General features: G+C 66.3%; 15 protein-coding genes and 1 tRNA gene. 6 read left to right on the forward strand and 10 right to left on the reverse strand.

Annotation, left to right across the window (positions count from 1 at the left end; translation table 11 throughout):
- Positions 1-86 precede the first annotated feature (86 nt).
- The gene (locus tag ACXJLU_RS13150) at positions 87-662 is read left to right on the forward strand and encodes a TetR/AcrR family transcriptional regulator (RefSeq protein WP_457331527.1); all 576 of its coding nucleotides are present in this window, start codon (positions 87-89) and stop codon (positions 660-662) included.
- 16 nt (positions 663-678) lie between these two features.
- Here the strand turns inward: ACXJLU_RS13150 and ACXJLU_RS13155 are convergent, their stop codons facing one another.
- From ACXJLU_RS13155 to ispB, 9 genes are all read right to left on the reverse strand, one after another.
- Complete coding sequence (locus ACXJLU_RS13155; protein WP_457331529.1) at positions 679-1323, reverse strand: hypothetical protein; 645 nt, start codon at positions 1321-1323, stop codon at positions 679-681.
- 143 nt (positions 1324-1466) lie between these two features.
- A complete protein-coding gene (locus ACXJLU_RS13160) occupies positions 1467-1673 on the reverse strand; it encodes a DNA gyrase inhibitor YacG (protein ID WP_073462312.1) in 207 nt (68 codons plus the stop codon).
- The gene (zapD, locus tag ACXJLU_RS13165) at positions 1670-2428 is read right to left on the reverse strand and encodes a cell division protein ZapD (protein ID WP_457331531.1); all 759 of its coding nucleotides are present in this window, start codon (positions 2426-2428) and stop codon (positions 1670-1672) included. The genes ACXJLU_RS13160 and zapD overlap by 4 nt, the downstream gene beginning before the upstream one ends.
- Before the next feature lie 64 nt (positions 2429-2492).
- Positions 2493-3110 carry a dephospho-CoA kinase gene (gene coaE, locus ACXJLU_RS13170; RefSeq protein ID WP_457331533.1) on the reverse strand — a complete coding sequence of 206 codons (618 nt, stop codon included), beginning with the start codon at positions 3108-3110 and terminating at the stop codon, positions 2493-2495.
- Positions 3111-3138: 28 nt separating this feature from the next.
- Positions 3139-3990 carry a prepilin peptidase gene (locus ACXJLU_RS13175; protein WP_457331535.1) on the reverse strand — a complete coding sequence of 284 codons (852 nt, stop codon included), beginning with the start codon at positions 3988-3990 and terminating at the stop codon, positions 3139-3141.
- Positions 3991-3999: 9 nt separating this feature from the next.
- Entirely contained in the window at positions 4000-5223 is a 1224-nt protein-coding gene (locus tag ACXJLU_RS13180; RefSeq protein ID WP_073462316.1) for a type II secretion system F family protein, read from the reverse strand.
- Positions 5224-5299: 76 nt separating this feature from the next.
- On the reverse strand, positions 5300-7027 hold the full coding sequence (gene pilB, locus ACXJLU_RS13185) for a type IV-A pilus assembly ATPase PilB (RefSeq protein ID WP_457331547.1): 1728 nt from the start codon (positions 7025-7027) through the stop codon (positions 5300-5302).
- Positions 7028-7196: 169 nt separating this feature from the next.
- Positions 7197-7273: transfer RNA gene (locus ACXJLU_RS13190), tRNA-Pro, on the reverse strand.
- 74 nt (positions 7274-7347) lie between these two features.
- The gene (ispB, locus tag ACXJLU_RS13195) at positions 7348-8289 is read right to left on the reverse strand and encodes an octaprenyl diphosphate synthase (RefSeq protein WP_073462318.1); all 942 of its coding nucleotides are present in this window, start codon (positions 8287-8289) and stop codon (positions 7348-7350) included.
- A gap of 307 nt (positions 8290-8596) precedes the next feature.
- Between ispB and rplU the strand changes: the two genes are divergently transcribed.
- The 4 genes from rplU to proB all read left to right on the forward strand — a co-directional run bounded on the left by rplU (position 8597) and on the right by proB (position 11572).
- Complete coding sequence (rplU, locus tag ACXJLU_RS13200; RefSeq protein WP_073462319.1) at positions 8597-8908, forward strand: 50S ribosomal protein L21; 312 nt, start codon at positions 8597-8599, stop codon at positions 8906-8908.
- Positions 8909-8950: 42 nt separating this feature from the next.
- Positions 8951-9211 carry a 50S ribosomal protein L27 gene (gene rpmA / locus ACXJLU_RS13205; protein WP_073462320.1) on the forward strand — a complete coding sequence of 87 codons (261 nt, stop codon included), beginning with the start codon at positions 8951-8953 and terminating at the stop codon, positions 9209-9211.
- A 132-nt stretch (positions 9212-9343) separates the two neighbouring features.
- A complete protein-coding gene (gene obgE, locus ACXJLU_RS13210; protein ID WP_457331539.1) occupies positions 9344-10435 on the forward strand; it encodes a GTPase ObgE in 1092 nt (363 codons plus the stop codon).
- An 18-nt stretch (positions 10436-10453) separates the two neighbouring features.
- A complete protein-coding gene (gene proB, locus ACXJLU_RS13215; RefSeq protein ID WP_457331541.1) occupies positions 10454-11572 on the forward strand; it encodes a glutamate 5-kinase in 1119 nt (372 codons plus the stop codon).
- 29 nt (positions 11573-11601) lie between these two features.
- Here the strand turns inward: proB and ACXJLU_RS13220 are convergent, their stop codons facing one another.
- A complete protein-coding gene (locus ACXJLU_RS13220) occupies positions 11602-12201 on the reverse strand; it encodes an RNA pyrophosphohydrolase (RefSeq protein ID WP_083613793.1) in 600 nt (199 codons plus the stop codon).
- A gap of 134 nt (positions 12202-12335) precedes the next feature.
- Here ACXJLU_RS13220 and ACXJLU_RS13225 point away from each other — a divergent pair, with 134 nt between their 5' ends.
- The gene (locus ACXJLU_RS13225) at positions 12336-14081 is read left to right on the forward strand and encodes a proline--tRNA ligase (RefSeq protein ID WP_457331543.1); all 1746 of its coding nucleotides are present in this window, start codon (positions 12336-12338) and stop codon (positions 14079-14081) included.
- Positions 14082-14194 lie beyond the last annotated feature (113 nt).

The following is a 14194-nucleotide window of genomic DNA, read 5'->3' on the forward strand; positions in this document are numbered from 1 at the left end:
TCCTTCAGCTAACGCAAATAAATTGCGTTAGTGGATTCTGAACCCATTCTCAAGCTAAAGCAAATACTTTGCGTTAGCATGGTTTCATGACTGCAAGCACCACCCCGCGGCCGGGCGGCCGCAGCGCCCGCGTCCAGGCGGCCGTCCACCGCGCCACGCGTGAGCTGATCGAGCTGCATGGGCGCGCGGAACTGACCGTCCCGATGATCGCGGCGCGTGCCGAGGTCACCCCGTCGACGATCTACCGCCGCTGGGGCGATCTCGGCGAGCTGCTGGCCGATGTGTCGGTCGAGCGGATGAAGCCGGATGCGCAGCCGGCCGATACCGGCTCGGTCGCCGGCGACCTGGTCGCCTGGGCGCAGCAGTTCCATGAGGAGATGTCGTCGCCGATCGGGCTGGCGATGATGAAGGACGTGCTGTCGACCGAGGCCCACGGCGAAGGCACCGCGTCGTGCCAGTGCGCGCAGTTCACCGCGGCGCAGATCGCCCTCATCTTCGAGCGCGGCATGGCGCGTGGCGAACCGGTGCCCGAGGTGCAGCGGGCGATGGACGTGGTGGTCGCGCCGATCATCTACCGCGCGCTGTGGGGGCCGGTGCCGGCCACGTCGGCGCTGGTGGAGCGCTGGGTCGCGGAGTGCCTGGACGGGGCGAGCGCGCGCTGAGCCCTGCGCGGGCGACTCAGCGGCCTGCGTCGGGCTCGCTGCGCCAGACCGGCAAGGCCTGCTCGAACGGCGTGGCTGCCGCGCCGAACACCGCCGGGTCCTTCGCGCGTTTCAGCCAGGCCCGCGTGTCGTGGTGGGCGCCGGGCAGCGGCTGGTCGGCGCGGAACGCCTCGAACCAGTCGTGCACCGCGCGGTAGCGCTCGGGGTGTTGCGTGCGCGTCCACGCGAGCCCGACCAGGTCGGCGAAACCTTCTTCCCAGCGCGTGGCGCGCATGTCGCGCTCCAGGTCGGCCTGCGGGGCATTGCTGGTGTCGAGTGCGTCGCTGAAGCCGGCCACCGGCGGCGTGTGCCAGGCGCCTTGCACGTAGCGCCAGCAGTGCCCGAGCTCGTGCGCTGTCATCGCTTCGACGACGGTGTCGCGGAGTTCGGCAGGGATCCTGTCCAGCGTGGATTCGGCCGCGGGGTTGCCGCGCATCGTCAGCACCAGCTTGCAGCGGCCGTCGACGTAGCCCATCGCGATCGGGGGCTCACCGCCCTCGGCCACCGGCTGGGCGACGATGTCCAGCGGCAGGCCCTGCGCCCGTGCATAGGTGATCACCGGCCAGGCCGCCTGCATCCAGCGGGTCTCCAGCGGCGTCAGCGCCGCGGCGCTGGTTTGCAACGGGGTGCAGGCCGCCGAGACGAGGCCCAGGACAAGAACAACACGCTTCCACATGGCTTCCCATTGAACCGGGAAGCGCCGCCGCCGTGGGGTCGATCAACGCGGGGAAAGCGCGCCAGTTCGCACGCCAAGCCGGATTTCGATCAGTCGTCGGCGTCCGGCGAGGGCGACGCGCCGCTGCCGGGCGGAGGCGGCGCGGCGACGCGGTAGCTCTCGCTGGCCCAGGCGCCGAAGTCGACGTTCTTGCAGCGCTCGCTGCAGAACGGCCGGTACGGGTTGTCGCTGGCGTAGAGGCTGTCGCCGCCGCAGGTCGGGCAGCGCACGAGGCGGGGCTTGGCGGGGGTGTTCATGCGCAAAGCGTCAGTTCGAAGGTGGCATCGACGGCCGCGGGCTTCAGCCGGCCCTCGGCATCCTGTTTCATCATCCGCACCAGCACCATCAACCGGTGGCCGCTGATCTCGGGCACGAGCTGGCGGCTGCCGTTGTCGATGCGCACCCGCAGCAGCTGGTACACGCGGCCGGCCGGCAGGCTCTGCTGGTACTGCCCGCCCTGCGTGACGACCTTGTGCGGCACGCCGGCATCGCGCAGCAGCCCCAGCAGCACGCTCAGCGCCTCGGCCAGCGGCGTCAGCGTCGCGATCCAGCCCGACAGGTCGGCGCGCCGGCTGGCGGCGTCGTGCTGCTGCCAGGCGTAATAGGCCGGCAGGTCGAACTCGCAGGTGCCGCCCGGGATGCTGATGCGGCTGCGGATGCTCATCAGCCATTCGTTGGCCGTCAGCACGTGGCCGGCCTTGCCGGGCAGCTGGTTCAGCCCGTTGAAGGCATGGTCGACGCGCGCCATCACCTCGAGCAGCGCGCCCTCGGAGATGGCCGGGTTGCCGCGGTAGCTCTGCAGCAGCACCCGTTGGCGCTCGAGCTCCTTCAGCAGGTCGGACTTCAGGTCGGCGCGCGACGCGACGTCCATGATCTCGAACATCGTCGCCAGCGCGTAGTGGTGGTCGACGGCCTCGTCGCGCGGCAGCAGGCGCCCGAGGCGGTCGAACAGGTGTTCGAGCCGGAGCATCGTGCGGATGCTCTCGTTGAACGGGTATTCGTACAGGACCAAAACGGGGGCTTTCCGGGCGATCAATGTGACAACGTGACGCCGGATTGTTCCACAGGGTGGCGCTTCAGCGCGATGTGATCCATCGCGTTTCGATCCAGCTGCTCCACAGACTGCTGACGTCGGCTGCAAGTTCCGCCAGGCTCAGGTCCTCGTTGAAGATCACGGCGTCGGCGGCCGCGCGGCGTGCCTCGCGGCTGGCCTGCTGGTCGATCACCGCCTGCACCGCGGCCACCGCCCAGTCGGATCGCCGCGTGACGCGGGCGACCTGGGTCGCGGCGCTGCAGTCGACCACCAGCACCCGGTCGACCCGCGCGCGCCAGCGCCCGGACTCCACCAGCAAGGGCACGTCGAAGACGCGCGGGCGATCGCCGGCCGCGCTCGCCTGGCGATCGCTCTCGAGGCCGATCAACGGGTGCAGGATGGCTTCGAGCCGAGATTTCGCCGCCGGGTCGGTGAACACGAGCTGGCGCATGCGGGCCCGGTCGAGGCCGCCATCAGCGCCGATCGCCGCCGCGCCGAACTGCTCGCGCAACGCATCGATGGCCACGCCGCCGGGGGCTGCCAGCGAACGGGCGATGGCATCGGTGTCGATCACCGCCGCGCCCAGGTCGGCGAGCATGCCGGCGACGGTGCTCTTGCCGCTGCCGATGCCGCCGGTCAGGCCGATGCGCAGCGCGGCCATGTGCTTGCGCCGGTGGTCAGGCCGGCCCTCAGGCCCAGCCGAGCCAACCCAGCACGCGGGGCTGGCCCGCGAGCAGCACGACGATGCCGCCGCCGGCGAGGAAGGGGCCGAAGGGCACGTAGCGCCCTTCGCGCAACGAGCTCATGGCCTTCATGCCGATGCCGACCACCGCACCGAGCACCGAGGCGCCGAGCACGATCGGCAGCACCATCTGCCAGCCCAGCCAGGCGCCCAGTGCCGCGAGCAGCTTGAAATCGCCGAAGCCCATGCCTTCCTTGCCGGTGGTCAGCTTGAAGAGCCAGTAGACCGACCACAGCGACAGGTAGCCGGCGACCGCGCCCCACAGTGCCGGCGGCAGCGGGATCGTCCAGCCGAGCAGGCTGGCCACGAGCCCGGCCCACAGCAGCGGCAGCGTCAGGTTGTCGGGCAGCAGCGTGGTGTCCCAGTCGATGCCGGCCAGCGCGATCAGCACCGCCACCATGCCGCACCACAGCAGGGCCACCGGCTGCGCGCCGAAACGCCAGCCGACGGCCGCGAACAGCGCGCCGGTCAGGATCTCGATGAACGGATAGCGGGCCGAGATGCGCGTCTTGCAGGCCGAACAGCGCCCGCGCAGCCACAGCCAGCTGAGCACCGGGATGTTCTCGTGCCACGTGATCATGTGGCCGCACGACGGGCAGCGCGAACGCGGCTTCGACAGCGTGATCGGCTCGGGCACGTCGATCTTGATGCCGAGCATCTCGGCACTGTCGATCTTCCAGCCACGCTCCAGCGCCATCGGCAAGCGATGGATCACGACGTTCAGGAAGCTGCCGATGCACAGGCCGAAAACGGCCAGTGCAGCGGGGGTCAGGAAGATGTCAAGCAGGTCCTTGTTCATCGCGACCGGTCACACCACTTGACCGATCTTGAAGATGGGCAGGTACATCGACACCACGATGCCGCCGATCAGGACGCCCAGGATCACGATGATGAACGGCTCCATCAGGCTCGACAGGCCCTTGACGGCTTCGTCGACCTCGTCCTCGAAGAACTCGGCGGCCTTGCCGAGCATGCCGTCGAGCGAGCCGGATTCTTCGCCGATCGCGCACATCTGCAACACCATCGTCGGGAAGATGCCGGTGGTCGACATCGAGTTCGTCAGGCTGGCGCCGGTCGACACGTCCTTCTGGATCTGCTCGGTGGCCTCCTGGAAGACCGCATTGCCGGAGGCGCCGCCGACGGAGTCGAGTGCTTCGACCAGCGGCACGCCGGCCGCGAACATGGTCGACAGCGTGCGTGTCCAGCGGGCGACGGCCGATTTGTAGACCAGGTCGCCGAACACGGGAACCTTCAGCATCAGGCGGTCCATGGCCTTCTGCATCTTCAGGGAGCGCTTCCAGGATTCCAGGAAGAAATAGATGCCGCCGCCCAGGAAGCCGAAGATGGCCCACCAATAGCTCACGAAGAACTTCGACAACGCGATCACGACGAGCGTCGGCGCAGGGAGATCGGCGCCGAAGGACTTGAAGACTTCCTCGAAGGCCGGGATCACGAAGATCATGATGACCGCGATCACGACGAAGGCCACGACCAGCACGGCGACCGGGTACATCAGCGCCGACTTGATCTTGTTCTTGATCGCCATCGTCTTTTCTTGATAGATGGCGAGTCGATCAAGCAGTGCTTCCAGGATACCGCCGGCTTCGCCGGCCTCCACCAGGTTGCAATAGAGCGCGTCGAAATACAGCGGGTGCTTGCGGAAGGCGGACGACAGGCTGGTACCCGTCTCGACGTCGTTGCGGATGTCGGTCAGCAGCTTGGTCAGGCGGGGATTGGCACTGCCCCGCGCGACGATGTCGAAGGCCTGCAGCAGCGGCACGCCGGCACGCATCATCGTGGCCAGCTGGCGCGTGAAGATCGCGATGTCCTTCTGCTTGATCGATCGGCCACCGCCCATGCGGCGCTTCTTGACCTTGCTGACGAGGATGCCCTGGCGGCGCAGGCTGGCGCTGACCACGGCCTCGCCGCCCGCGCGCATCTCGCCACGGACGATCTTGCCGTTCTTGTCCTTGCCTTCCCATTCGAAGACGAATTCGCGGACGTTGCTTTTCGACGCAGTTGCAGTTGCCATGATGCCTGCGAGGACACACCGGTCCTCGTCCCGTTGAATAGTTGTTCGACACGTGCCGCCGGCGGCACGGATTGCATCACTCGTTGGTGACGGAGATGACCTCTTCCAGCGTGGTGAAGCCGGCGCGGACCTTGATCAGGCCGGACTGCCGCAGATCGCGGATGCCGTCTCTGCGAGCCTGGTCCGCGATGTCCATCGCCGTTCCTTCGGACAGGATGATGCGCTGAATCTCTTCGCTGATGGGCATCACTTGGTAAATGCCGACACGACCTTTGTAGCCGTTGCTGCAGGCCGAGCAGCCGACAGCCCGGTACGGCTTCCAGCTGCCGTCGATGTCTTTTTCAGAGTAGCCGGCCTTCAGCATCGCCTCGCGCGGGTACTCGGCGGGTGTCTTGCAGACCTCGCAGAGGCGGCGCGCCAGCCGCTGGGCGGTGATCAACAACACGCTGGACGCGATGTTGAACGGGGCGACGCCCATGTTCAGCAAGCGGGTCAGCGTGGTGGGGGCGTCGTTCGTGTGCAGCGTCGACATCACCATGTGGCCGGTCTGCGCGGCCTTGATCGCGATGTCGGCGGTTTCGAGGTCGCGGATTTCGCCGACCATGATCACGTCGGGATCCTGGCGCAGGAACGACTTCAGCGCGGCCGAGAAGGTGAGCCCGGCCTTGTCGTTGACATTGACCTGGTTGATACCGGGGAGGTTGATTTCCGCAGGGTCTTCGACGGTCGAGATGTTGACGCCCGGCTGGTTCAGGATGTTCAGGCAGGTGTAGAGCGACACGGTCTTGCCGCTGCCGGTCGGACCGGTCACGAGGATCATGCCGTAGGGGCGGCCGATGCATTTCAGCAGGCGGTCCTTCTCGATCTTTTCGTAGCCGAGGGCCTCGATGCCGAGCTTGGCGCTGGACGGGTCGAGAATCCGGATCACGATCTTTTCGCCGAACAGTGTCGGCAGCGTGCTGACCCGGAAGTCGATCGCCTTGTTGCCGAACTTGAGCTTCATCCGGCCGTCTTGCGGCACGCGCTTCTCGGAGATGTCGAGACGCGAGATCACCTTGATGCGCGACGCGAGCTTTTCCTTGATCGCGATCGGCGGCTGGGTGATCTCACGCAACTCGCCGTCGACGCGGAAGCGCACGCGGTAGTGGTATTCGTAGGGCTCGAAGTGCAGGTCGGAGGCACGCGCATTGATCGCGTCGATCAGCATCTTCTGCAGGAAGCGCACGACCGGGGCGTCTTCGACATCGGTCGTGACTTCCTGGCTCTCGGGGGCCGCGGTCGTGTCTTCGTCGGAGACGTCGAACTCGAACTCGCCGCCGACGATGTTCTCGAGGGATTCGGTGGCACTGGTGCCACTGCTCTCGAGAATCTTCGCCAGCTTGTCGTGCTCGACGATGATCCATTCCGGCGACAGCTGCGTTGCGAACTTGATGCGCTCGGCCGCTTCCTGGTCGGTGGGATCGGCGCCGCCGATGAACAGCCGGTTGCCGCGCTTGCCGAGTACCAGCACCTGGTACTGAACCGTCAGCTTGGCGTCGATGACGTTCTTCGGCAGTTTCTGGGGGTCGACCGCATTCAGGTCGAGCAGCGGCAACGCAAGCGCGGTGGACAGGGTGTGTGCCAGATCCGACGAAGAGACCGCGCCGGCGGCGATGGCCGCGGAGACGAAGCTGGCTTTCCTCTCCTTCGACGACTTGACCAGGTCCTCGGCGGTCTTCGCATTCAGCTTGCCTGCATGCACCAGGACCCGCGCGACGCCGGAGAGTGCAGATTGAGGGGCTTCGGCAAGAGTGTCCACAGGCAGGTTTCGTGCAAAAAAGACTAGTCGACGATCAAACGATGATCGCCGATTCGAGTTGCACTGTAAACCGAAGCCAGCCCTGGAGCGGTCAAGAAGTCACAACCAGCCACCTGATGGCTTGCAACAGATTGCGTCCGGACGGCGAGGGCAAGGAATGAACTGCGGGAAAAACTGGTCGGGGTGAGAGGATTCGAACCTCCGGCCTCTACGTCCCGAACGTAGCGCTCTACCAGGCTAAGCTACACCCCGATCTTTCGGTGCGAACCCGCGAGCATCGCGAGGCACCTGATGACAACAAGCCGCAGTGTTCTGATTCGGGGGTCTCAGAACGACCTGTCGATCGATCGAAAACACAATTCTAGCAGAGCTTCGCGGTGTTTCGAGTCCGGCAGCAACAAGAGACTCGTGCGCGCCTTGTCGGCTTCATCGCGAGCGGCTTGCCGCGTGGCATCGAGCGCCCCGGTGAGGCGAACGATCTCGACGATTTCTGCGAGGCGCGCCACCTCGCCATGCTCGATGGCGTGGCGCACCACGGCGCGTTGTTCGGCGCTGCCGCGCTCCATCGCCAACAGGAGCGGCAGCGTCGGCTTTCCTTCGCGGAGATCGTCGCCGACGTTCTTGCCCAGTTGCTCCGTCGCGCCCTCGTAGTCCAGCAGGTCGTCGACCAGCTGGAACGCGGTGCCGAGCGCGCGACCGTAGCTCGCGCAGGCATCCTCGATGTGTGGCGGCGCATCCGACAGCACGGCACCCAGCCTGGCGCTGGCCTCGAACAGCTTGGCCGTCTTGAACCGGATGACGCGCAGGTAATCTTCCACCGCGAGGTCCGGGTCGTGCATGTTCATCAGCTGCAGCACCTCGCCTTCGGCGATCACGTTCGTCGCATCGGCCAGCACTTCGAGTACCCGCATGCGATTGACCGACACCATCATCTGGAAGGCGCGCGAGTACAGGAAGTCGCCGACCAGCACGCTGGCGGCGTTGCCGAACAATGCGTTGGCCGTGGCCCGCCCGCGACGCAACGCCGATTCGTCGACGACATCGTCGTGCAGCAGCGTGGCCGTGTGAATGAATTCGACGGTGGCCGCCAGATCGAATCGTTCCGGCCCGCGAAAGCCCAGCGCGTTGGCAAACAGCAACACCAGCATCGGGCGGATCCGTTTCCCGCCTGCGCTGATGATGTAGTTGGAGATCTGGTTGATCAGCACGACGTCCGATGACAGGCGCTGCCGGATCACCTGATCGACCTCGCTCATTTCCGGAGCCATGAGTTGCGCAAAACCGGGCGCGGGACTGGTGGGATGAGTGGTGGGGGTCTGCACGGAGGGCTCGGGTGTTTGCGCGAAATTATAGGAAGCGAGGACGTGCGACCGATTTGTGCAGGATTGCAGGCCCCGACGGGGTCGCGTCAGCCCGCACGGGCTTTCCCAGGTCTGGCAGTGCGTGCTAGACTCGCGGGCTCTGCATTTCCTGCAGGGTTCGCCCATGGGGTAGCGGCAATGGCAATCGAGCAGATCGAGAGATCCAGCAGATCGAGAGCCGAGGCCCCTGGCGGAATTCATCGAAAGGGCTGATATGTACGCGGTCATAAAAACCGGCGGCAAACAATACAAAGTTGCTGCAGGCGAAAAGATCAAGATAGAACAGATTGCTGCGGATGTTGGCCAAGAGATCACGATCGACCAGGTGCTTGCTGTCGGAAACGGCGCAGATCTGAAGGTCGGGACTCCCTTGGTTGCGGGCGCAAGCGTGAAGGCCACCGTGGTGGCGCAAGGCAGGCACGACAAGGTGCGCATCTTCAAGATGCGTCGTCGCAAGCACTACCAGAAGCGGCAAGGTCACCGCCAGAACTTCACCGAGATCGAGATCAGCGCGGTCTCCGCCTGATCGAAGCCTGACCTGCTTCCCCAAGCTTCCAGGAGTTAAACCATGGCACAGAAAAAGGGCGGCGGTTCCACACGGAACGGTCGCGATTCCCAACCCAAGATGCTCGGCGTCAAGGCCTTCGGTGGCCAGATGATTCCGGCCGGTTCGATCATCGTCCGCCAGCGCGGCACGAAGTTCCATGCCGGTCAGAACGTCGGCATCGGCAAGGACCACACGCTGTTCGCACTGGTCGATGGCGAAGTCACCTTCGCCATCAAGGGCCCGCGCAACCGCCAGACGGTCAGCGTCAAGACGGCAGCGTGAGCTGCGGCTGCCTCGCGCAGCTGGCGTTGATCCCGAGCCCCGGTCACCCGGGGCTTTTGTTTTTTCCGGTCGCCGGTCGACCGGTGGCCTACCATGCTGCCTCTGGCGGTGCGGCGGCCTGTGGGCGAGATCATGAAATTCGTAGACGAAGCGACCATCGATGTGGCGGCGGGCAATGGCGGCAACGGCTGCATGAGTTTTCGCCGCGAGAAGTTCATTCCCTTCGGCGGGCCGAACGGGGGTGATGGCGGGCGCGGCGGCAGCGTCTACGCCGTCGGCGACCGCAACCTGAACACGCTGATCGATTTCCGCTACGCACGCCGGCACGAAGCGCGCAGCGGCGAGAACGGCCGCGGCTCCGACCAGTACGGCGCCGCTGCCGAAGACATCGTGCTGCGCATGCCGATGGGCACGATCATCACCGACACCGAAAGCGGCCAGGTGGTGGCCGAACTGCTGGTGCCCGACGAGCGAGTGCTGCTGGTCAAGGGTGGCGATGGCGGCTTCGGCAACCTGCATTTCAAGACCAGCACCAACCGCGCGCCGCGCCAGAAGACGCCCGGCTGGCCCGGCGAGCAGAAGAAGCTGAAGCTCGAACTGCGCGTGCTGGCCGACGTCGGCCTGCTCGGCATGCCGAACGCCGGCAAGTCGACGCTGATCGCCGCGATCTCGAATGCCAAGCCGAAGATCGCCGACTACCCGTTCACGACCCTGCATCCGAACCTGGGCGTGGTCCGCGTGGCGCCGGAGCAGAGCTTCGTCGTGGCCGACATCCCCGGGCTGATCGAAGGCGCGGCCGAAGGCGCCGGCCTCGGCCACTACTTCCTGCGCCACCTGCAGCGCACCCACCTGCTGCTGCACATGGTCGACATGGCGCCGTTCGACGACGCGGTCGATCCGGTCGCGCAGGCCAAGGCCATCGTCACCGAGCTGAAGAAGTACGACCAGTCGCTGTACGACAAGTCGCGCTGGCTGGTCCTCAACAAGCTCGACATGGTGCCGCTCGACGAGCGCGAGAAGCGCGTGAAAGACTTCGTCAAGCGCTTCAAGTGGAAGGGCCCGGTGTTCCAGATTTCCGCACTGACGCGCGAAGGCTGCGAGCACCTGGTGCATGCGATCTACAAGCATGTGGCGGCTTTGAAGAACGTCGTGCCGGACGATCCCGATCCCCGCTTCGACGCGCCCGTGCAAGACCAGGGGTCCCCCGCTGCCGCGCACGAGTGACGACCATGAGTGATGCCCATGAGTGAAGCGCTGAAGAACGCCCGCCGCATCGTCGTCAAGGTCGGCTCCAGCCTCGTGACGAACGAAGGCCGGGGTGTCGATGCCGAAGCGGTCGGCAACTGGTGCCGGCAGATGGCGCACATCGCGGGCCAGGGCCGCGAGATCGTGATGGTCTCGAGCGGCGCGATCGCCGAAGGCATGAAGCGCCTCGGCTGGGCGGCGCGCCCGAAGGCGATCCATGAACTGCAGGCCGCCGCCGCGGTCGGGCAGATGGGCCTGGCGCAGATCTACGAGACCCAGCTGCGGGCCTACGGCATGGGCAGCGCGCAGGTGCTGCTGACGCATGCCGACCTGGCCGACCGGGAGCGCTACCTGAACGCGCGCTCGACGCTGCTGACGCTGCTGCGCCTGCGCGTCGTGCCGGTCATCAACGAGAACGACACCGTCGTCAACGACGAGATCAAGTTCGGCGACAACGACACGCTGGGCGCGCTGGTGGCCAACCTCATCGAAGCAGACGCGCTGGTGATCCTCACCGACCAGAAAGGCCTGTACTCGGCCGATCCGCGCAAGGATGAATCAGCCACCTTCATCCACGAGGCGCAGGCCGGGGCGCCCGAGCTGGAGCGCATGGCCGGCGGTGCCGGTTCCAGCCTCGGCCGCGGCGGCATGATCACGAAGATCCTGGCGGCCAAGCGGGCAGCCCGCAGCGGCGCCTCGACCGTCATCGCCTGGGGGCGCGAGCCCGACGTGCTGATGCGCCTGGTGCAGGGCGAGGCGATCGGCACCGCGCTCAACGCGCCGACGCAGAAGATGGCCGCGCGCAAGCAATGGATGGCCGATCACCTGCAGTTGCGGGGTGCTGTCGTGATCGACGACGGTGCGGTCGCGAAGTTGCGCGATGAAGGCAAAAGCCTGCTGCCGATCGGGATGATCGAGGTGCATGGCGAGTTCGCGCGTGGCGACGTGATCGCGGTGCGCTCGGGCGTGGGCCTCGAGATCGCCCGCGGCCTGGCGAACTATTCGAGTTCGGAGGCGCGCCTGATCGCGCGCAAGCCGTCGAGCGAATTCGAGCGGCTGCTCGGCTTCACCGGCGAGCCGGAGATGATCCACCGCGACAACCTGGTGCTCGGCTGACGGTCTGACGAACCGGCGATCGCCGAGGCTCAGTCCTTCGGCGCGCCGGGTTCCTCGTCGAGCGCCTGCGGTTCGGTCGCCGGCCGCGATTCCTCGAATCCGTCATCACGGTGATGCGGGCGCATGCCCGAGCGCAGGTAGCGGTTGTGGTGGTTCCCGCGTGGCAGGAAGCGCGCGAGTTCGGTCAGCGCCATCTGGTAGACGTCGCGCTTGAATTCGATCACGACCTCGAGCGGCACCCAGTACTCGTTCCAGCGCCAGGCATCGAATTCAGGATGGTCGGTGGCGCGCAGGTTCATGTCAGTGTCGCGGCCGACCAGTTGCAGCAGGAACCAGATCTGCTTCTGCCCGCGGTAGTGGCCGCGGGCATCGCGCCGGATGAAATGGTCGGGCACTTCATAGCGCAGCCAGTCACGCGTGCGCGCGATGATGCGAACATGGTCCGACGTCAGCCCCACCTCCTCGTGAAGCTCGCGGAACATCGCCTGCTCGGGCGTCTCGCCGTATTTGATGCCCCCTTGCGGGAACTGCCAGGAGTGGGTCCGGATCCGTTTGCCCCAGAAAACCTGGTTCTTCGTATTGAGCAGGATGATGCCGACGTTGGGTCTGAACCCTTCTCGGTCGAGCATAATCAACCTCAAATTCCTTAGTTGAATTCATTATTGCACCGGCATGACGGGAATCAACCCCGTGGCTTTCCCTCAAGCCTTGCCGACTGCTGTTTTCTTCAGCGTTCTTTTTCGGCGTTCTCCCCCGCATCCCCATGAAAGCCTCCCAGTTCTTCGTCTCGACCCTCAAGGAAGCGCCCGCCGACGCGGAAGTCATGAGCCACAAGCTGATGCTGCGTGCGGGCTTCATCAAGCGCCTCGGCGCGGGCATCTACACCTACATGCCGATGGGGCTGCGGGTGATCCGCAAGGTCGAGGGCATCATCCGCGAAGAGATGAACCGGGCTGGTGGCATCGAGCTGCTGATGCCGGTGGTGCAACCGGCCGAGCTGTGGCAGGAAACAGGGCGCTTCCAGAAGATGGGGCCGGAGCTGCTGCGGGTGAAGGATCGGCACGACCGCGACTTCATCATCCAGCCGACCTCTGAAGAGGTCATCACCGACATCGCGCGCCAGGAGCTGCGCAGCTACCGGGCGCTGCCGAAGAATTTCTATCACATCCAGACCAAGTTCCGCGACGAGCGCCGCCCGCGCTTCGGCGTGATGCGCGGGCGTGAGTTCACGATGAAGGACGCCTACTCCTTCGACCGTGACCTCGAATCCGCGCGCAAGAGCTACCAGGCGATGTTCGACGCCTACGTGCGCATCTTCGAGCGCCTGGGCCTGCAGTTCCGCGCGGTCGCGGCCGACACCGGGGCGATCGGCGGCGAGGTCTCGCAGGAGTTCCAGGTCATCGCCGACACCGGCGAAGACGCGCTGGTCTACTGCCCGACCTCCGACTTCGCCGCCAACATCGAACTTGCCGAAGCGCTGCCCGCCATCGCGCAGCGCGCTGCTGCCAGCGCCGCCCTCCAGCGCACGCCCACGCCCAAGGCCAGCACCTGCGCCGATGTGGCGGCGCTGCTCGGCGTGCCGCTGCAGACCACGGTGAAATCGCTGGTGCTCGCCACCGACGAGAAGAACGAGGCCGGCGACCTGAAGCAGACGACGATCTGGCTGCTGCTGGTGCGCGGCGATCACTCGCTGAACGAGGTCAAGGCCGGCAAGCTCCCGGGCCTGAAGGAAGGCTACCGCTTCGCCACGGTGTCGGAGATCGAGGACCACTTCGGCTGCAAGCCCGGCTTCCTCGGCCCGATCGGCCTGCGCAAGCCGGTGAAGATCGTCGCCGACCGCACGGTCGCCAACATGAGCGATTTCATCTGTGGCGGCAACGAGCCCGACGTGCACCTCACCGGCGTCAACTGGGGCCGCGACCTGCCCGAGCCCGACCTGGTGGCCGATATCCGCAATGTGCTCGAGGGCGACGCGTCGCCCGACGGCAAGGGCGTGCTGGCGATCCAGCGCGGCATCGAGGTCGGCCACGTGTTCCTGCTCGGCACGAACTACACGAAGGCGATGAACGCCACCTACCTCGATGAATCCGGCAAGCCGCAGCTGATGATGATGGGCTGCTACGGCATTGGCGTCACCCGCATCCTGGGCGCCGCGATCGAGCAGCGCCACGATGAGCGCGGCATGCTGTGGCCGACCGCGATCGCGCCGTTCAGCGTCGTGATCTGCCCGATCGGCTACGACCGGTCGGCCGAGGTGCAGGCGGCCGCCGACAAGTTGCACGACGACCTCGAAGCCCTCGGCATCGACGTGATGCTCGACAACCGCGGCGAGCGCCCGGGCGCGATGTTCGCCGACTGGGAACTGATCGGCGTGCCGCACCGCGTGGTGCTGTCCGACCGCGGCCTGAAGGAAGGCAAGGTCGAGTACCAGGGCCGCGCCGACGCGCAAGCCACGGCGGTGCCCGCCGCCGAGGTGCTCGAATTCGTGAAGGCGAAGCTGGCGTCATGACCGCCGAGTGGCCCGCGGCGGCTCCGCGCGTCGCGGGCGCCGTGCGGCGGCGATGGCTGCTGGCTGCCGCGGCCGCCCCGTGGCTGGCGCTGCCGACGCGCGAGGCCCGGGCG

This window comes from Rhizobacter sp. P5_C2 (assembly GCF_054049715.1).

Coding starts and splice junctions, on each gene's coding strand:
- proB (WP_457331541.1), top strand. CDS start 10,454: ATGAGTGAAGCGCTGAAGAACGCCCGCCGCATCGTCGTCAAGGTCGGC.
- rpmA (WP_073462320.1), top strand. CDS start 8,951: ATGGCACAGAAAAAGGGCGGCGGTTCCACACGGAACGGTCGCGATTCC.
- obgE (WP_457331539.1), top strand. CDS start 9,344: ATGAAATTCGTAGACGAAGCGACCATCGATGTGGCGGCGGGCAATGGC.
- ACXJLU_RS13220 (WP_083613793.1), bottom strand. CDS start 12,201: ATGCTCGACCGAGAAGGGTTCAGACCCAACGTCGGCATCATCCTGCTC.
- ACXJLU_RS13180 (WP_073462316.1), bottom strand. CDS start 5,223: ATGGCAACTGCAACTGCGTCGAAAAGCAACGTCCGCGAATTCGTCTTC.
- coaE (WP_457331533.1), bottom strand. CDS start 3,110: ATGGCCGCGCTGCGCATCGGCCTGACCGGCGGCATCGGCAGCGGCAAG.
- ACXJLU_RS13150 (WP_457331527.1), top strand. CDS start 87: ATGACTGCAAGCACCACCCCGCGGCCGGGCGGCCGCAGCGCCCGCGTC.
- ACXJLU_RS13225 (WP_457331543.1), top strand. CDS start 12,336: ATGAAAGCCTCCCAGTTCTTCGTCTCGACCCTCAAGGAAGCGCCCGCC.
- ACXJLU_RS13175 (WP_457331535.1), bottom strand. CDS start 3,990: ATGAACAAGGACCTGCTTGACATCTTCCTGACCCCCGCTGCACTGGCC.
- rplU (WP_073462319.1), top strand. CDS start 8,597: ATGTACGCGGTCATAAAAACCGGCGGCAAACAATACAAAGTTGCTGCA.
- ispB (WP_073462318.1), bottom strand. CDS start 8,289: ATGGCTCCGGAAATGAGCGAGGTCGATCAGGTGATCCGGCAGCGCCTG.
- ACXJLU_RS13160 (WP_073462312.1), bottom strand. CDS start 1,673: ATGAACACCCCCGCCAAGCCCCGCCTCGTGCGCTGCCCGACCTGCGGC.